This window comes from Edaphobacter sp. HDX4 (assembly GCF_036877565.1).
Lineage (GTDB): Bacteria > Acidobacteriota > Terriglobia > Terriglobales > Acidobacteriaceae > Edaphobacter.
Window position 1 is genome coordinate 237,645 of the sequence record NZ_JAEDXW010000004.1, and the last position, 18,174, is coordinate 255,818.

The window sequence follows — 18,174 nt, forward strand, 5'->3', positions numbered from 1 at the left end:
ACTTTCACTAACTGCACCAAGACATCATGGATGACTCGAGGTCACCGCAGGAGCCGTAATAACATGATTCTTCGCAAACACCCTGCCGCCGGTCTTGCACTGGCATTTCTAGCGACTGCTTTTTCAGGCCACTACGCCTCGGCGTTTCCGTTAGGCAAGAAGAAGCCGGCACAGGAACTTCCGGCGGCCAAACTCACGGCCAGTCAGAATCAGCTGATCGATAAAGCGATCATCCGAGAGAAAGAGGTTATCAAGCTCCTCAAAGAGCGCGCGCCTCTTGTTGAGACCTACATCCAGAACATGCGGCCGGACGATAAGCTGGTGCAGGCTCCTGAATCGGATCAGCACTTTCTGGGTCGCGTTGAGTTCGGACGCATTATCGGCGGAGAGAAGTACGAGATCAATGAGGCGACGGCGAGCGGCGAAAGCCATGGGAAGTTCGGCTTCTTCCGGCACTCGGCCTCATTCCTGACCGGGCTGGGCAGCAGTCTGCAGTTGAACTTCAGCGAGACCGGCTTCATCCAGATGCTGTTGATGGACTCAAACGACTTCGACCGTCAGCATTATCAGTTCAGTTACGTGCACAACGAATTTCTCGGGAACACCCCTACTGCCGTCTTCGACGTAACTCCGCTGGGCAAAAACAAGACGGGCCGCTTCTTCGGACGCATCTGGATTGAGACCCGTGATGGAAATGTGGTTCGCTTCAACGGCGACTTCGCCGGCTCCCAGAAGGACTCCCGCGAGTATTATCACTTCGATAGCTGGCGCACCAATGTGCAGCCGAACGTGTGGCTGCCGACCTCGTTTTATGTAGAGGAAAGCGATTCCAAGAGCCGGAACCGTTCCCTAAAGTTCAAGGCCATCAACCACATCTGGGGCTACTCGCTCAAGGTTCCGCAGAAGGAATCTGAGAATACCTCTATGGATGTGGTTGGAGCTACAGACGTCAGTAACGACGCGCAGGACGTCAGCCCGCTTGGCGCTCAGCGCGCATGGGTGCAGCAGGCGGAGGACAATGTTGTCGACCGACTGTATCAGGCTGGCCTGCTGGATGCCCCGAGCGACTTTGACAAGACACTTGAGGCACTGGCGACCAACATCCTCGCCTATAACAACATCACGCTTTCGAAGCCGATTCATGTTCGCACGCTGCTGACCGAGCCTCTTGAGTCTCTTTCGGTCGGAAACACGATCATCCTCTCCAAGAGTCTGATCGATACGACTGCCATCCTCAGCCAGGATGGAGCTCAGCAGATGGGGAATCTGAATGCGCTGCTCGCCTTCCAGCTTGCGCACATCATTCTCGGCCACCGGCTTGACACCAAGTACGCCTTCAACGACCGGATGCTCTTCCCTGCAACCTCCGTCTTCAACCGCATCCCCATGCACCATACCGCCGAGGACAATGCGGCAGCAGCGAAGAAGGCGATGGAGCTGCTGGACGCAAAGGAACTGGTTGGAGGTCAGCAGTACTTCGGTCTATATCTTCAGCAGCTGCAGGAACGGGTAAAGCCGCTGCAGGCGCTGAACGAACCGATGATCGGCGATGGGCTGGTCAAGAGCGACGACGACCTGACCTTCTGGATGGCTGCTCTGATGGCGAAGAGCCCCAAACTGGATATGTCTAACCTGAAGCAACAGGCAGCCATGCCGCTGTCGAGCTTCCTGCGGCGTGACCCGTGGACCGATCAGATGATTACGATGCACCCCGCTTTCGAACCGCTCCTGTCCCCCGCTGACAAGATGCCCTTCGAAGCTGCGCCGGTATACATCAAGCTGACCTATTACAAGCCGCCGACGGAAGGGGCTGCACCGCCTGCCGGAGCTCCAGCCGCCGGTACGGAGGCCGCTCCTGCTGCCAACACTGACACCGCTCCTGCTGCGAATCCTGAACCCGCTGCCGGCTCAACTGCTCCTGCAACTGGAACGGCAAATCCACCCCAGAACTAATTCGATGGTTCCCAGGGATCGCCGTCGGCGGTCCCTACTTTCGACCAACATGCCGAGATGATCCTGTCCTCATCTTCGGCAACTAAGCCTGAAAGCCTCGTATTGGAGGAACACCGAGTTGAAACGCATTCTTTCTATTCTTTTCATCGCCTTTTTGATGTGGACTACGGCTCGCATATCTCACGCTCAGGCGGCTCCAACGGCAACCCGCAGGAGTACGTTGCAGCTCGGAGGTGGTTACTCCTACGCGTCTCCCGACTACGGCCAGAAGAAGATCCAGGGATATACCATCTATGGAACCTTCGACTTCACGAAGCATTGGGGAATCGAAGGGGACATCCACCGCATCAGCGTGATCACTCCAACGGATATCGGGGAAGATTCCTATCTGCTGGGACCACGTTACGTATTCCCCGTTCGCCGGTTCAGGCCATATGCCAAGGGACTGCTGGGATTCAGCCGGTTCAAAACGGATTACGATCCGCTCTCCAACAGACCAAACCACGCCTACACCTACAAGATCTATTCCCTGGGTGGAGGTCTTGACTACACGTTGACGCGTCACCTGAATATCCGTGCCGTCGATTTCGAGTATCAAAACTGGCCCGGATTCAGGACCAACGGCCTGACTCCTTACGTCTTTACCTTTGGTGCAGCCTATAGCTTCCACTAAGCTTGAACAGATGGGGCAGCTTCGCCGATAAGTGGAAGGAGCCGCCCCATCAGACATAGGGTCGGCCAGCCTTCTACTGCGGCCAGCCCACTTCAAGGGGAGCGTAATTGTTCAGGAAGATTCTTCTCGCTGCATCCTTCTTCAGCACACCTGTTTTCTTGCTTGCTCAGGCCAGCCCAACCGCAGTTCGGCCAGGCTCGTTGCAGGTGGGCGCTGGATATTCCAACGCCAACACGGACTACGTTCCGCAACGGGTCAGCGGGACCACCATCTATGCCGACTTCGACTTCTTCCATCACCTGGGACTGGAAGGCGAGTTTCGTTACATCAAAGATGGCGGGACAAATATCTACGAGAAGACCTACGAGATCGGCCCGCGCTACTCCAGGACCTATGGCCGCTTCTCACCGTACGTTAAGGGGCTGTACGGAAGAGGGGTCTTCAACTTCACCTACCGGGGAGAGAGGACCGCAAACCTGGCCTACAATCTCCTGGCGCTGGGTGGCGGCCTCGATTACCGTGTGCTTCGGCACGTCAACGTGCGGGGCGAATACGAATATCAGCGCTGGTTTGGCTTCCCTCCCAATGGACTGACGCCCAGCGTCATCACGATAGGAGCCGCATACCGGTTCTGATCCTGCGAGAAGACACGAAAAAGCCCCGGCCAAGGCCGGGGCTTTCTTTTCTGCCAGTCTGCGACTAGAAGTGGTACGCCATACCGATGGCTGGCATGGAGATCACTTCCCAGCGGTTGGTCTTGAAGTTGGTAAGACCGAAGTCAGGAGCCTTGCCGACGAAGCCGCGGTATTCCACACGAACGTCCCAGCTGGGGCTAAGCTCGTAGGCCAGACCGCCGCCGAACAATCCGCCGATATTCGTATTCTGACGCGTATCGAAGTTGGTGGTCCTGTAGTCGCGAATCGGGGTAAAGATCATGCCGCCGACGCCGCCTTCCACAAAGGGATTGAAGTTTCGGAAGTTCAGCGTATATACATAGGCCGCAGTGATCTCCTGCTGACGAGTGTGGATGCGCACGTTCGGCAGGAAGCTGGTGCTGTACTTGGAACTGTACTGGCCGAACGAGTAGTTAAGCTCAAGTGCGCTGCGAGGGGTCAGCATGTACCGGTAGCTGGCGAGAAATCCGACCGTCTTCGTCGTGTTCAACTGGACCGCGTTTCCGTTGACCTGCGGTGTCAAGATCCCAATCGCGCTAAGGCTTACGTCCTGTCGGCTCTCTTGCGCATATCCGAGAGACGCCATCAACATCAGCGCGCCCAACAACATCGTCTTCTTCATTCTTCGCTAGATCCCTTCAAAATCGTCCAGTAGAACTCCGGGCTGAACGTCGGCAACGGTACCTGCCGCGGTCACTTCCAGCGCCTTCATCACTGTCCCTTCATTGTAACCGCACAACCTGCAACTACGGACTTTTGAACGCGAAAAGGCCGGAGAAGAGATCTCCGGCCACCTGGAAATCAACCGCATTCCAGAATCGAAATTACTGCGGAGGAGGCCCACCCTGCTGCCGTTCTTTCATCCTCTCGCGCATCTGCGCCTGCATCTCGTCGAACTTCGGCTTCTGCTCGTCCGTGAGCACAGCACGTATCTTGCTCTGCGATGCGGTCCGGAGATCCATCATCTTGGACTGCTTGTCAGCCTGCGATAACGAGGTGTCCTCCCGCAGCGCCATCATCTGCTTCATCGTGTCACTCTGGATTGCTTTGATCTGGGTCTGCTGATCGGTGGTCAGGTTCAGCTTCTGGGTCATCATCTCCAGTTGCCGACCCTGCATCCTCCCTCCCGGACCGCCTGCTGGTGGACCTGCCGGCGCAGCATCCTGCGCCATCACCGGAATGGCCATCAGCGCGCCGCTGCAAAGCGCGATCATCGCTATCCGCATTCCTACCCTGTGAATCGTCTTCATGAACATCCACATCACCTCGCGTTCGAAGAAACCGGACCCATTTCCTTCCTGCTCCAGAAGGCTGCTCCTTCGAACTCCGATCTGTCCAGAATGTTCTGCGAGGAATGAAATATATTCCCGCGTCAGACTCCGCGGTCGGGGTGAAAGCAGTACGGATCTCCATGGGTGGCGGCGTAGGACTCGACCACCTTGAGAAAGGCCGTCGCGGCGTGGGAGAGATTGGCCTGCTTGCGATAGACGAGCCGCAACTTCCTCTCAGTCTGCAACTCCGGAACCTCAAGCATGACGAGCGCACCGCTTGCCAGCTCGGGTACGGCTGTCAGCCGCGGCACCAGCGCCACCCCGTTTCCCATCTCTACAAAGCGCTTGATGGCCTCCAGTGAGGGCAGCTCAACCCCCATGTGCAAAGGCGTTTTGTGCTTCTTGAAGGTCTGAATCACCTTCTGGCGCTGTGGCGAGGGTATGTTGTGCGCGATGAAGTTCTGCGTTCCAAGTTGCCGGATCGACACCTTGCCGGCTCCGGCGAGTGGATGCCGCGGGTTGACGACCAAGGCCAGTTCGTCGCGATACACGACGATAGACCTGATCTGGCTGTCGTCGGGCCGAAAGGAGAGGACACCGAACTCCACCGAATGGATCAGCACCTCGTCCGGAATGCGGCTGGCGAGTGTGCGCTGAACTGCGAGCTTGATCCGGGGATTCTGCCTGCGAAACTCATCGAGCAGGGGAAGCAGATACAGGCTGGTGTACTCGTTGGCGGCAAGATTGAGCCGGCCGTGGTGAAGCGAGCGCAGCTCGGAGAGTGCGCCGGAGGCTTCATTCCGTAGATTCAACATCTTAGCGGCATATTCGCGCAGAACCTCGCCGGCATCGGTCAAGGTCCCATCCCGCGAGGAACGGTCGAAGAGAACCTCGCCAATCTCGCCCTCCAGCTTGGCGATTGCCTGACTCACCGCAGGCTGAGTACGATGAAGCCTGGAGGCGGCTCGTGAGAAACTTCGCTCTTCCGCAACTGCCAGAAATGTCTCCATCTGGACCAGATCCACTTTGTACCTCTCCTCGAGCCGATGTTGCTGATCGCGCGAATACTTCAATTAGAAGTTTTGATATTGCCCAAAACCATCATAAGCCTGCGTTATGATAGCGTGCAGGATCGAGAGTGACCAGAACTATGCAAAATCCAAACCAAATCGTCTTCTTCGATACCACCCTGCGGGATGGCGAACAGTCTCCCGGCTGCACCATGCATCACCATGAAAAGCTGCGCATGGCGCATCAGCTTCGCGACCTTGGTGTGGACATTCTTGAGGCCGGCTTTGCGATCGCCTCAGAGGGCGACTTTGACGCGGTTCAGGCGATCGCCCGAGAGGTGACTGGAACCCGCATCGCATCGCTTGCCCGGTGCAAGCGTGAGGACATCGATGCTGCCGGTCGTGCGATTCAGCCGGCGAAGCTCAACCGCATTCATACCTTTCTTGCTTCTTCGGACCTCCACCTCGAATACAAGCTGCGCATCTCGCGCGAGCAGGCGCTTGACCAGGTAGCTGAATCCGTTCGACACGCTCAAAGCTATACAGACGATGTCGAGTTCTCCACCGAGGACGGAACACGAACCGATCCCGATTTTCTGGTGAAGATGATTACCGTCGCAGTGCAGGCTGGCGCTACAACGATCAACATCCCCGATACAGTCGGCTACACCACCCCTGCCGAGTACGAGGCGATCTTCCAGATGGTGAAGCAGCGCGTTCCCGGCATCGAGAACGTAATTCTCTCAACGCACTGTCATGATGATCTTGGCATGGCGGTTGCAAACTCTCTGGCCGGTATCCACGGGGGAGCGCGCCAGGTAGAGTGCACAATCAACGGAGTGGGCGAGCGCGCCGGAAATGCTGCGCTGGAAGAGATTGCTGCCGCTCTGATGGTTCGGCGTGACAGGTTCCCCTATACCAACAACATCAAGCTGGAGCAGCTCTATCCCACCAGCCAGCTGCTGGCTCAGTGCATCAGCTTCGGTACCGCGCCAAACAAGGCAGTGGTCGGGGCCAACGCGTTCGCGCATGAGTCCGGGATTCATCAGCACGGCATGCTGGCCAATCCGCTGACCTACGAGATCATGACACCTGCCTCGGTTGGCGCGGGCAGCACGAATCTCGTCCTCGGCAAGCACTCCGGCCGTCGCGCGCTGGCAGACCGGCTGGAGAAGCTGGGACATCACCTCACCCGCGAGCAGCTCGATGAGGTCTATCACCGCTTTACTGAGCTGGCGGATCGCAAAAAATCGATCTACGACCAGGACATTCTTGGATTGCTCAAGGCCGAGAAGTCCGCTGTCGTAGCAACCACCTAGAGCCTGTCTTTTCGAGCGGCTCCGACCAGGAGAAGGGCTTAGCCCTCATTACCTCATTAAGAAGGAAAGCGTATGCGTCTTAAAGTTGCAGTCCTCGCCGGCGACGGCATCGGTCCTGAAGTCACACGGGAAGCTCTCAGTATTCTGCGCGCTGTCGCGGAATTGGGCGGCCATGATTTCACGTTCGTCGAGGGCCTGATCGGCGGGGTCGCAATTACCGCGACTGGATCCCCGCTTCCTACGGCGACGCTCGACGCTGCGCTCGATTCTGACGCTGTATTGCTGGGTGCGGTCGGGGACAACAAGTTCAACTCCCTGACTCCCGACAAGCGGCCCGAGGCTGGTCTGCTGCAGATTCGGCAGGCACTCGGAGGCTTCGCCAATCTGCGGCCATCCATCGCCTATCCCGCCTTGTCGGCGAGCTCTCCGCTGCGCCCTGAGGTGACGAAGGATACAGACATTCTGTTTGTACGGGAGTTGCTGGGCGGTCTCTACTTTGGCGCGCCGCGCTGGTGGAACAAGGAGACCAACGAAGCCATCAACACGATGCGCTACACACGCGACGAGGTCGTTCGTGTCGCCCGCATCGCCTTCGAGCTGGCCTCGAAGCGTCGCAAGAAAGTTACCTCCGTCGACAAGGCGAACGTTCTAGAAGTTTCGCAGCTGTGGCGCGCTACCGTCACCGAGATCGCGAAGGACTATCCCGATGTCACGCTCGAACATCAACTGGTCGATTCGATGGCGATGCACATCATGAACATCCCGCGGAACTTCGACGTCGTCCTCACCGAGAATCTCTTCGGCGACATTCTTTCCGACGAGGCAGGGGTCATCACCGGCTCACTGGGAATGCTTCCCTCAGCGACCATCGGCGGCGCAGTCAATCTCTATGAGCCGGTCCACGGTTCTGCCCCCGATATCGCAGGCACAGGTAAGGCAAATCCCCTTGGAGCGATTCTGACGGCGGCGATGGTTCTGCGTCACTCGGCCGGGCTCGAGCAGGATGCACGCGCGGTCGAGCAGGCGGTTCACAAGGTTCTTGAAGCGGGGTATCGCACGGCAGATATCGCTCGGGGAGGCGACAGCGTGCAGATGGTCTCCACACAGCAGATGGGCAAACACGTCCACCAGGCGCTGGCCGAATCCATCGATCGACGGCAGTCGCTTCACGCCGTATAGACGCATGAGTTCGCAAGTGAGACTAATCCTGATGAACCTGGCCGTGGTCGGCGCGCTGTATTACCGCTGGCATCTCGGCGCACCTGTCCGATCCCTCGTAGTTGCCGGACTGATCATGTTTCTTGTGGTAAACGTGCTCATCCTGCTTACAAGAAAGAAGTCAGCTTCAGCAAAATAAATGCGCCGCCTCTTCCAATTCGCTGCTGCACTGCTGGTCCTGACCGTAGCCCCGGGCGCGCCCGCTCAGATTCATCTGAAGCGCGATAAGCCTGCCGTCGATGACCTGTCATGGCTGTGGCAATATACCCAGCCAGCGCCAGTCGGAAACGGAAGCGCGCTTCTCTCGGATGTGCGTTTGAAGCCATTGCTTTCGAGCTACCTCTCCGCGCCACAGACATTCTGGGGCAACGGTATGAATCTGCCCGACACGGTTATGGCGTTCCTGGGTCAGCCACGTTCGGTAATTTCAGACCGCAATCGCTACTTCATCGCCACGGGCTGCGTGGCGCAGTTCTGTCCGGAGCGTGGAATGCTTTGGATCGATCTTGCGGCGGCACATCCGTTGCTCGTCTTCGCCGCAACCAACTGGGTCGCCGAAGATAAGCCCACGGATCAGGCAGGCGCGACTTACACCTTGTGGGTCTTCGCCAGCCGGGCACTCGATCCCGCTCATCTGCCGGAAGCACTCACCCGCAACATTGCGCCGTGGGTACAGGAACCTCTCGCCGACAAGACTGTCGAGCACATCGCTAACGTAATCCTCGTCGATCCTGACGGGCAACCGCACCAGATTCAGCCGGCTGATGTCGGCATCATGCAAACGACTGAGCAGAAGGCAAACTCATGAGCACAGCACCAAAGACATTGTTTGAAAAGGTATGGCAACAGCATGTTGTCGTCGAGCCAAAAGACGAGCCGACGATCCTCTACATCGACCTGCACCTCGTGCACGAAGTTACCAGCCCGCAGGCCTTCGCCGGGTTGCGCATGGCCGGCCGCCAGATTCGCCGGCCTGATCGCCACATCGCTACCGTCGATCACAATGTCCCGACCACCAGCGCCTATGATCGCCTCCACATCGTCGACCAGGTTTCGGCAGCGCAGGTCAATGCTCTTCGCAAGAACTGTGCCGACTTCGGCGTCGAGTTCTTCGACGTGCAGGACTCATCCCAAGGCATCGTTCACATGATCGGTCCGGAGCTGGGCGCGACCAAGCCCGGTATGACGATCGTCTGCGGCGACTCGCATACCTCGACGCACGGAGCCTTTGGCGCCCTGGCCTTCGGCATCGGCACCAGCGAGGTCGAGCACGTCATGGCCACGCAGACGCTCCCGCAGTCCAAGCCGAAGACCTTCCGCATCACCGTCGATGGCGAGCTTCCCTTCGGTGTCACCGCCAAGGACATCATCCTCGACATCATCGGCAAGATCGGCACCGACGGAGCCACCGGCTATGCCGTCGAGTACGCCGGCTCGGCCATCCGCTCGCTGTCGATGGAAGGCCGCATGACCATCTGCAACATGAGCATCGAAGCCGGTGCGCGCGCCGGTATGATCGCTCCCGACGAGACGACCCTCGCTTACCTCAAAGGCCGTCGCTTCTCGCCGACGGGCGCTGCGTGGGACGAGGCCGTTGCGCACTGGAAGACGCTGCCCACCGACGAGGGCGCTGTCTTCGACCGCGAGATGCACATCGACGCCGCGACGCTGGCTCCTGCCGTTACGTGGGGAACCTCACCTGGTATGCACGCCACCATCGAAGGTTCCGTGCCCACTCTCGACGACGCGAAGACCGAAGCCGATCGCAAGAGCTTCGAGCGCGCCTACGAGTACATGGGCCTCGAGCCCGGCACGCCGATGGAGCAGATCAAGATCGACACCGTCTTCCTCGGCTCCTGCACCAACGGGCGCATCGAAGACCTCCGCGCCGCAGCAGGCGTCGTCAAAGGTCATCACATCTCCACCGGCATGCGGGCCATGGTCGTTCCCGGCTCGCAGCAGGTCAAGCGGCAGGCCGAAGAAGAAGGGCTCGATCAGGTCTTCAAGTCTGCAGGCTTCGAATGGCGCGAGCCCGGCTGCTCGATGTGCCTCGGCATGAACCCTGACATCCTTCAGCCCGGCGAGCGTTGCGCCTCCACCTCAAACCGCAACTTCGAGGGTCGCCAGGGACGCGGCGGACGCACGCACCTGGTCTCGCCGGAGATGGCCGCCGTCGCCGCCATCACGGGACACTTCACCGACATCCGCAAGTGGAAACAGACGGAAGGAGCGAAGAACTAATGGAACCCATCAACATCCTTACGTCAAAGGCTGTGCCGCTGCCGCTGCCCAACATCGACACCGACCAGATCATCCCCAAGCAGTTCCTCAAGCGCATCGAGCGCACCGGCTACGGCGAGTTTCTCTTCTTCGACTGGCGCTATGCCGTCGGTACCGGCTCCGGCCTGAGCGAACAGCTCGTTCCGCGTCACGACTTCGTGCTCAACAAGCCGGAGTACAAGGGCGCCGAGATCCTTATCACTGAGAAGAACTTCGGTTGCGGCAGCTCACGCGAGCACGCGGCATGGGCCATCAATCAGTACGGCTTCCGCGCCGTCATTGCACCGACCTTCGCCGACATCTTTTTCTCGAATGCGGGCAAGAACGGCATCGTCCTCGCTCGTCTTTCCGAAGAGGAAGTCCAAACCCTGATCGAGCGTTGCACGAAGAACCCCGAACACAAGATCACCATTAATCTCGAAAAGCAAACCGTCACCGACGAGCTCGGCTTCAGTGCCACCTTCGAGATCGATCCCTTCCGCAAGTATTGCCTGCTGAACGGACTTGATGACATCGGCCTGACGCTGCGTCACGAGGAATCGCTCGACAAATTTGAAGAGAAGCACAACAAGAATCTCTGGTCTGCGCCGAAGACAGTAAAGGTACCCGCATAGCTCACAATGAACGCATCAGCGCCCAAACGCGATAAGCGCCTTATATTCCAGCTTGGGGCGAAGCCCCGGGTAAATAGCAAAAAAACACTGGCCTGAGGGCCCCGACCTATGAGGACCACGATGGAACCGGAATTTGGCATCCCGCAACTGATTGACCCCGCTCGATACGAAGAAGGGTATCGAGCAGGAATGCGCGGCGAACGATTCCACGTCCTCGACTCTCTAGACGCTAGTTGGCGAGCAGGTTGGAATGATGCCAAGAAGGAACAAACTGAAAACCCGGATGCTGCTCACGAGCAGTCGCCACAATCACCTCTGAACTTGAAAGGCTTTTAAGTGAGCAACCAACTCGACCCGGCAAAGAAGCACTCCATCGTCCTCACCGAAGGACCCAACCGGGCAGCTGCACGCAGCTACTTCCGCAGCGTCGGCTTCAGCAAAGAGGACCTTCATAAGCCCATTATTGGCATCGCCAATACCTGGACAGAGGTCGGCCCCTGCAACTTCCATCTCCGCCAGGTCGCCGAGGCCGTGAAGCAGGGCGTCCGCGAGGCAGGCGGAACACCGATGGAGTTCAACACCATCACCGTCCACGATGGCATTACGATGGGCACGCAGGGCATGAAGGCTTCGCTAATCTCCCGCGAAGTAATCGCCGACTCTATCGAACTCGTCACTCGCGCTAACTCCTTCGACGGCCTGGTCTGCATTGCCGGATGCGACAAGAACATGCCCGCTGCCATCATGGCTCTCGGCCGCCTCGATATCCCTGGGCTGATGCTCTACGGCGGCTCCATCGCTCCCGGTAAGCTCCCGCAACCCGATGGCACTACTAAGGAGATCACCATCCTCCAGGTCTTCGAGGGGATGGGCGCGCACGCAGCCGGCAAGATCAGCGACGACGAGCTTGAGACCCTTGAGGCAGCTGCGTGTCCCGGTCCGGGAGCCTGCGGCGGCCAGTTCACCGCCAACACGATGGCGATGGCAGGCGAGTTCCTCGGCATCTCTCCCATCGAGATCACCGGCGTCCCTGCGATGTCGCCCGAGAAGACCCGCGCATCCCGCGAAGCCGGACGCCTCGTGATGGAGCTTGCCCGCAAAGATCTTCGCCCCTCCGAGATTGTCACTCGCAAGACCATCGAGGACGCCTACGCTGCAGCGTGCGCCAGCGGAGGCAGCACCAATGCCGTGCTGCACCTTCTCGCCATCGCGCGTGAGTTCAACATCCCGTTCACCATCGACGACTTCAACGCGATCAGCGATCGCACACCGCACATCTGCGATCTCTCACCCGGCGGCAAGTACGCCGCAAAGGACTATCAGGACGCCGGTGGTTCGCGCCTTCTGGCGAAGCGGCTGCTGGACGCTGGCCTCATCGATGGCAGTCAGATCACCGTCACCGGCAAGACGCTCGCTGAAGAGGCGGAGCACGCCGTTGAAACGCCCAACCAGGCCGTCATCTATCCTGTCGATCATCCCCTCAAGCCTACGGGCGGACTCGTCATCCTCAAGGGCAATCTCGCCCCCGAAGGCTGTGTCGTCAAGGTCGCCGGACACGAGCGCATTCTGCACACCGGCCCTGCGCGGGTCTTCAACTCCGAAGATGACTGCCACGCCGCCGTCGAGGCCGGCAAGATCAATCCCAACGACGTCTGCGTCATTCGCTACGAAGGTCCAAGGGGCGGTCCCGGCATGCGCGAGATGCTCGCCGTCACCGCAGCCATCAAGGGAATCCCCGAACTTTCGGAGACCGTAGCGCTCCTCACCGACGGCCGCTTCTCCGGAGCTACCCGCGGCCTGATGGTCGGCCACGTCGCTCCCGAAGCCTACCTCGGGGGCCCAATCGCCGCCGTGCAGGAGGGTGACAAGATCACCTTCGACATCGAAAAGCGCGAGTTGAATCTCGATGTCCCGGCCGAGGAGATTGCAAAGCGTCTGGCAGAGATCAAGCACCCCGAACCACGCTTCAAGCGCGGCGTCTTCGCCAAGTATGCAAACACCGTGAGCAGCGCGAGCGAAGGTGCTGTGACGACCTAAATTGTCTTTCCGCAGCGAAGCGGCGGGATCTGTTTCATTGCTTTTCGCACTTGCTTTTGTTCCGCATTTTGTTAAGGGCACGGCTTTAGCCGTGCCGCACCCTCAACCAGAAGAAAAGGGGCTTGCCCCTGAGGTACATCAATGAACAGGCCGGCCAGAAAAGTAGCGGGAGTGATCGCACTTTTAATGGCATGCCTTGTCTGGTGGTGGATGAGTTGGGACTTCAGTGATCAATTTGTCGCAGGGAAGTACATCGCAAAATCGAAAGGACAACGCACCATTCTTGTTCTCAATGCTGATCACAGTTTTACTCAAGAAATCAATGCTAACGGTGCAGCGACTATTCATGCGAACGGATTATGGCGGCGCCTTGGACAAGGCGGAGTTGTCTTTTCGGAGAATTTTCTTAGATCATCCAATGCTGCTGCCAGCGACAACGAGATATATGGAAGTCTCGAGAACACCTTCGGTTTCTGGACGCTGACTCTCGATTCGAAATACAACGATCAGACGAAGTATCACAAAATATGGTTTTTATGATGGAGGGACCGCAATGACCGACAAAAATAAACACGCACACCCCACCCTGACCGGAGCCGAGATTCTCTGGGCCACGCTCGTCGGCGAAGGTGTCACCACGGTCTTCGGCTATCCCGGCGGAGCCATCCTCCCCGCCTACGACGCTCTGCGCAAGTTCCCCATTCACCACGTGCTCACGCGACACGAGCAGGGCGCCGCGCACATGGCCGACGGCTACGCACGTGCCTCAGGCAAAGTCGGGGTCGCTATTGCCACCTCCGGGCCGGGAGCGACCAACCTCGTCACCGGCATCGCGACAGCCATGCTGGACTCCATTCCGATCGTCTGCATCACAGGGCAGGTCTCGTCCAAGGTCCTCGGCTCCGATGCCTTCCAGGAGATCGACATCACCGGCATCACGCTGCCGATCACCAAGCACAACTTCGTCGCCACCCGGCCTGAAGACGTTGCACCGATGATCCGCGAGGCCTTCCAGATCGCCCAGTCCGGCCGCCCCGGCCCCGTGCTGGTCGACATCACCAAGGACGCACAGCAGGGCACCACGCTCTTCAACTTCGAAGAAGCCGCGCCTGCCGCGTTCCGACCTCACCCGATGCTGCGTGCCGAATCTACAGAGATGCACCGCGCCATTGAGTTGATGCGCGCCTCGAAGAAGCCCGTGATTCTTGCCGGACACGGCATCATTCTCTCCGCCGCCGAGCGCGAGGTTCTCGCCTTCGCCGAGCGATATCAGATTCCCGTGGCCACCACGCTGCTCGGTCTGGGAGCCCTGCCGGCCTCGCATCCGCTCGCGCTTGGCATGATGGGCATGCACGGCGAATCTTGGGTAAACCATGCCATCCAGCAGGCCGACCTGCTGCTCGCCTTTGGCATGCGCTTCGATGATCGCGTCACCGGCAACCTCGCCAGCTACGCCCCGAACGCGAAGAAGATTCACATCGAGATCGACCCCAGCGAGATCAACAAGAACGTCAAGGTCGACGTCGCTCTGATTGGTGACCTCAAAGAGGTGCTGCGGACGATGGAGCCCCTCATTCACGACAAAAGCTATCAGGCGGATACTACGAAATCAACCAACAACACGACTGATTGGTTGCGCGAGATCCGTGCGATGAAGGGCAATGCCGCCGTGCGCGACATCATCAATCTCCCCGACAATGGACACCTCTATGCCGCCCATGTCATCAACGACATCTGGCAGGAGGCTAAGGCTGCGGGCCGGCTCGATAAGACCATCATCGCTACCGACGTGGGCCAGCACCAGATGTGGGAGGCACAGTACTTCAAGCACGAAGATACGCGCACACTTATCACATCGGGCGGCTTGGGAACCATGGGCTTCGCTCTGCCCGCTGCCATTGGCGCTAAGATGGCCCGCCCAGACTGCGACGTATGGTGCATCGCTGGAGACGGCGGCTTCCAGATGACGGCCGCCGAGCTCTCCACCATCCAGCAGGAAGGTATCCATATCAACGTCGCCGTCATCAACAACGGCTTTCTGGGTATGGTGCGGCAGTGGCAGGAGGCCTTCTACGACAAGAACTACGCCTGCTCTCCGATCCTCTCGCCCGACTTTGTCAAGCTGGCAGATGCTCACGGCATCCCGGGAGCACACGTCGCCGAGCGCAAATATGTAACACCAACGGTTACAAAGGCCCGTGAAGGTTCCACCGCCTTCCTTATCAACTTCTCGGTCGAGAAGGAGGATGGTGTCTATCCCATGATCGCTCCCGGCGCCGCTTTGCACGAGATGGTTCGCCGGCCCAATCCTCTTATCGAAACGGCCGAAGACGAGTAGGAAGACAGCTGGAGCCCGGTACGGTTCCAGCTGAACCCGCACCGGAAGTTCCCTACCGGGCAGGGCAGAAAGCTTTGTTGTTCTGGAATTCTTTTTTGGAAAGAGCCTTGCGTGAAGATAACGCTTCAACAAAAGTCCGGCCTTGGGAATCAACTGTTTCAGTACGCTGCGGGGCTCTACTTCGCCCGTAAATACGCAGCCCAACTAGAGATCATCCGCGAATCCGAGGAGCGCGCCGTGTCGTTCGGTCATCCACGTCCCTTCCTGCTGTCGAAGTTCCGCATCACTGCAAAGGTGCGAGAACGAAATGGGTGGGATCGTCTGGTCTGCTCGACAGCCGCCTACAAACGACCGGTGGCTCTGCCTGGGCGTCTTGTCTCCGGCACGGTGCTGCATAAGCCTCACTTCAACACTGATTGGATCTTCGTTCAGGATCTGCCCGTAACCTCCATGACGAGGAACATCTACATCGACGGGTACTTTCAGGCGCATCAGTATGCCCAAACGATCGAGAAGCAGCTGCGCGGCGAACTGGCCCTCCGAGAGGCTGCGACGGGCCGTAATCTCGAGACGCAGGAACAGATTCGTGCCTGCGAGTCTGCCGTATCGCTTCATGTTCGGCGCGGCGACTACACAAAGATCTACGGTGGTCGCGATGCCCTGCCTGTCACGTACTACCAGAACGCCATCTCCGCGATGGCGAAGCACCTATCCAATCCAACTTTCTTTGTCTTCTCCGACGACATCGCCTTCTGCCGCGAGAACCTTCCCGCAGGGCCACGCTATATCTTTGTCGATCACAACGGCCAGGCAGACGCGCATGAAGATCTCCGGCTGATGTCGTCCTGCAGGCACCACATCATCGCCAATAGCAGCTTCTCGTGGTGGGGAGCCTGGCTCAATCCCAATCCTGACAAGATCGTTCTCGCGCCCAACCGCTGGCTCGATCCCACCGTCCCGTATACCGATCTTCTGCCCCCATCGTGGAAGCGCATCGCAGCCGATTCAGCAATCGATGACTTACTCAGTCCAACCTTAGATAACAGCCTGATAAGGATGTAACCAATGCTTCACACCTTTGTAGCCCTGGTAGACGACAAGCCCGGAGTTCTCACACGGGTCGCTTCCCTCTTTCGCCGTCTCAATGTCAACATCGTCTCGCTCACCGTCGGCGAAAGTGAAGGGGAAGGCGTCTCGCGAATGACGATCGTCTGCGAGGCTCCGGAGCATGCCGCGGATCGTATCCGTGCCTCGCTCTACAAGCTTGAGATCACGCGGGACGTCGATGAGCTCGGCCGCAGCGAGGCAGTCATCCGCGAGCTCTGCCTCATCAAGGTCGCCGCCGGGCCCAACTCGCCGCACGGCCAGCACTCGCGATCACAGATCTTTGAGCTCGCCAATGTCTTTCGCGCGCGCGTGGTCGATCTCGCACCAGAGTCCATCATGCTCGAGATGACGGGCGCCGCCTCGAAGATCGAGGGCCTGCTCCAGGTCCTTCGTGAGTCCAGCTTCGAGGTGCTAGAAGTCTCCCGCACTGGCCGCATGGCCATGCGCCGCGGTCATCACACCAGCCGCGTACTCAAGGCTCTCGGAACGAAAGCCGTTGATGAGTCGCCCATCGCCTTCCCGGAACGTCCTGACGCAGACGATCTCCCGAACCAGTTCGCTGAAGATGAAGCTTAGCTTCCCTCCATTTACGATTAACGAAACAAAGAAAAGGAAAAGAGAAATGGCAAAGACCTATCACGATCAAGACGCAGACCTCTCCCTCATCCAAGCAAAGAAAGTCGGCATCATCGGCTACGGCTCGCAGGGCCATGCACATGCCCTCAACCTCAAGGACTCCGCCGTCGAGGTTCGCGTAGGCCTCCGTCCCGAGTCGCCCAACGCCGAGCGCGCACGCAAGGCCGGTCTTCAGGTCGACACCGTTGCCAACGTCGCCAAGTGGGCCGATGTCATCATGAATCTCACGCCCGACCAGACCGCGGCCAAGGTTCACAAGGCAGAGGTCGAACCGAACCTCGCTCCCGGCAAGACCCTCATGTTCGCGCACGGCTTCAACATCCGTTTCGGAACCATCGTTCCTCCCACGGGCGTAGACGTCTCGCTCGTTGCCCCCAAGGCACCCGGCCACCGCGTCCGCGAGGTCTTCACCGAGGGCGGCGGCGTACCCGGTCTTGTAGCCGTCGAGCAGAACGCCAGCGGCAAGGCGCTCGAGCTTGCTCTCAGCTACGCTAAGGGCATCGGCTGCACCCGCGCCGGAGTTCTTGAGACCACCTTCACCGAAGAGACCGAGACCGACCTCTTCGGCGAGCAGGCCGTCCTATGCGGAGGCACCGCTGCTCTCGTCAAGGCGGGTTTTGAGACCCTCACCGAAGCCGGCTATCAGCCCGAGCTTGCCTACTTCGAGGTTCTCCATGAGCTCAAGCTGATCGTGGACCTCATGTATCGCGGCGGACTTGCCTACATGCGTCATTCCATCTCCGATACCGCGGAGTGGGGAGACTATGTGGCTGGACCACGCATCGTCACCGCTGAGACCAAGAAGGCGATGAAGAAGCTCCTCGAGGAGATTCAGAACGGCTCTTTCGCCAAGAAATTCATCGAGGAGAACGAGACCGGCCGTCATGAGTTCGCTCGTATCCGCCAGCAGGAGGCCGCCCACGGCATCGAGACCGTAGGTGCCGAGCTGCGTAAGGCGATGCCCTTCCTCGATCCCGTCAAGGTCGAGAACGGAACCGTCGTCAAGGCCTAGTTGCACCGTCTGCAAAGACTCGCAGCGTGCGC

At 58.9% G+C, this 18,174-nt stretch carries 19 protein-coding genes; 16 read left to right on the top strand and 3 right to left on the bottom strand.

The window, feature by feature from the left end:
• Nucleotides 1-63 precede the first annotated feature (63 nt).
• From JAO29_RS06495 to JAO29_RS06505, 3 genes are all read left to right on the top strand, one after another.
• A complete protein-coding gene (locus tag JAO29_RS06495; protein ID WP_334267377.1) occupies nucleotides 64-1,953 on the top strand; it encodes a hypothetical protein in 1,890 nt (629 codons plus the stop codon).
• A gap of 118 nt (nucleotides 1,954-2,071) precedes the next feature.
• A complete protein-coding gene (locus tag JAO29_RS06500) occupies nucleotides 2,072-2,626 on the top strand; it encodes a porin family protein (RefSeq protein WP_334267378.1) in 555 nt (184 codons plus the stop codon).
• 107 nt (nucleotides 2,627-2,733) lie between these two features.
• Nucleotides 2,734-3,261, top strand: coding sequence for a porin family protein (locus tag JAO29_RS06505; RefSeq protein WP_334267379.1), 528 nt, complete (start codon nucleotides 2,734-2,736; stop codon nucleotides 3,259-3,261).
• Between the two features lie 64 nt (nucleotides 3,262-3,325).
• Here JAO29_RS06505 and JAO29_RS06510 read toward each other — a convergent pair whose 3' ends face one another.
• The 3 genes from JAO29_RS06510 to JAO29_RS06520 all read right to left on the bottom strand — a co-directional run bounded on the left by JAO29_RS06510 (nucleotide 3,326) and on the right by JAO29_RS06520 (nucleotide 5,596).
• On the bottom strand, nucleotides 3,326-3,922 hold the full coding sequence (locus tag JAO29_RS06510; RefSeq protein WP_334267380.1) for an outer membrane beta-barrel protein: 597 nt from the start codon (nucleotides 3,920-3,922) through the stop codon (nucleotides 3,326-3,328).
• Nucleotides 3,923-4,124: 202 nt separating this feature from the next.
• Nucleotides 4,125-4,550 carry a Spy/CpxP family protein refolding chaperone gene (locus JAO29_RS06515; RefSeq protein ID WP_334267381.1) on the bottom strand — a complete coding sequence of 142 codons (426 nt, stop codon included), beginning with the start codon at nucleotides 4,548-4,550 and terminating at the stop codon, nucleotides 4,125-4,127.
• A gap of 122 nt (nucleotides 4,551-4,672) precedes the next feature.
• Nucleotides 4,673-5,596 (bottom strand): LysR family transcriptional regulator, encoded by a 924-nt coding sequence (locus JAO29_RS06520; protein ID WP_334267382.1) that lies wholly within the window; start codon nucleotides 5,594-5,596, stop codon nucleotides 4,673-4,675.
• A 125-nt stretch (nucleotides 5,597-5,721) separates the two neighbouring features.
• Here JAO29_RS06520 and JAO29_RS06525 point away from each other — a divergent pair, with 125 nt between their 5' ends.
• From JAO29_RS06525 to ilvC, 13 genes are all read left to right on the top strand, one after another.
• Entirely contained in the window at nucleotides 5,722-6,900 is a 1,179-nt protein-coding gene (locus tag JAO29_RS06525; RefSeq protein ID WP_334267383.1) for a 2-isopropylmalate synthase, read from the top strand.
• 72 nt (nucleotides 6,901-6,972) lie between these two features.
• Nucleotides 6,973-8,079, top strand: coding sequence for a 3-isopropylmalate dehydrogenase (gene leuB / locus JAO29_RS06530; RefSeq protein WP_334267384.1), 1,107 nt, complete (start codon nucleotides 6,973-6,975; stop codon nucleotides 8,077-8,079).
• A gap of 31 nt (nucleotides 8,080-8,110) precedes the next feature.
• A complete protein-coding gene (locus JAO29_RS06535; protein WP_334267385.1) occupies nucleotides 8,111-8,257 on the top strand; it encodes a hypothetical protein in 147 nt (48 codons plus the stop codon).
• Nucleotides 8,258-8,926, top strand: a complete 669-nt coding sequence (locus JAO29_RS06540; RefSeq protein WP_334267386.1) for a hypothetical protein — start codon at nucleotides 8,258-8,260, stop codon at nucleotides 8,924-8,926. It abuts the gene before it with no gap.
• The gene (gene leuC / locus JAO29_RS06545) at nucleotides 8,923-10,359 is read left to right on the top strand and encodes a 3-isopropylmalate dehydratase large subunit (RefSeq protein ID WP_334267387.1); all 1,437 of its coding nucleotides are present in this window, start codon (nucleotides 8,923-8,925) and stop codon (nucleotides 10,357-10,359) included. Before JAO29_RS06540 ends, leuC begins: the two co-directional genes overlap by 4 nt.
• Complete coding sequence (leuD, locus tag JAO29_RS06550) at nucleotides 10,359-11,012, top strand: 3-isopropylmalate dehydratase small subunit (RefSeq protein WP_334267388.1); 654 nt, start codon at nucleotides 10,359-10,361, stop codon at nucleotides 11,010-11,012. The genes leuC and leuD overlap by 1 nt, the downstream gene beginning before the upstream one ends.
• Nucleotides 11,013-11,132: 120 nt before the next feature.
• Nucleotides 11,133-11,348, top strand: coding sequence for a hypothetical protein (locus tag JAO29_RS06555; protein ID WP_334267389.1), 216 nt, complete (start codon nucleotides 11,133-11,135; stop codon nucleotides 11,346-11,348).
• A complete protein-coding gene (gene ilvD, locus JAO29_RS06560; protein WP_334267390.1) occupies nucleotides 11,349-13,049 on the top strand; it encodes a dihydroxy-acid dehydratase in 1,701 nt (566 codons plus the stop codon).
• 141 nt (nucleotides 13,050-13,190) lie between these two features.
• On the top strand, nucleotides 13,191-13,589 hold the full coding sequence (locus JAO29_RS06565; protein WP_334267391.1) for a hypothetical protein: 399 nt from the start codon (nucleotides 13,191-13,193) through the stop codon (nucleotides 13,587-13,589).
• 13 nt (nucleotides 13,590-13,602) lie between these two features.
• Complete coding sequence (gene ilvB / locus JAO29_RS06570; protein ID WP_334267392.1) at nucleotides 13,603-15,387, top strand: biosynthetic-type acetolactate synthase large subunit; 1,785 nt, start codon at nucleotides 13,603-13,605, stop codon at nucleotides 15,385-15,387.
• A 111-nt stretch (nucleotides 15,388-15,498) separates the two neighbouring features.
• Nucleotides 15,499-16,449 carry an alpha-1,2-fucosyltransferase gene (locus JAO29_RS06575; RefSeq protein ID WP_334267393.1) on the top strand — a complete coding sequence of 317 codons (951 nt, stop codon included), beginning with the start codon at nucleotides 15,499-15,501 and terminating at the stop codon, nucleotides 16,447-16,449.
• A gap of 3 nt (nucleotides 16,450-16,452) precedes the next feature.
• Nucleotides 16,453-17,070, top strand: a complete 618-nt coding sequence (gene ilvN / locus JAO29_RS06580; protein WP_334267394.1) for an acetolactate synthase small subunit — start codon at nucleotides 16,453-16,455, stop codon at nucleotides 17,068-17,070.
• Nucleotides 17,071-17,116: 46 nt separating this feature from the next.
• A complete protein-coding gene (gene ilvC / locus JAO29_RS06585; RefSeq protein ID WP_334267395.1) occupies nucleotides 17,117-18,142 on the top strand; it encodes a ketol-acid reductoisomerase in 1,026 nt (341 codons plus the stop codon).
• Nucleotides 18,143-18,174 lie beyond the last annotated feature (32 nt).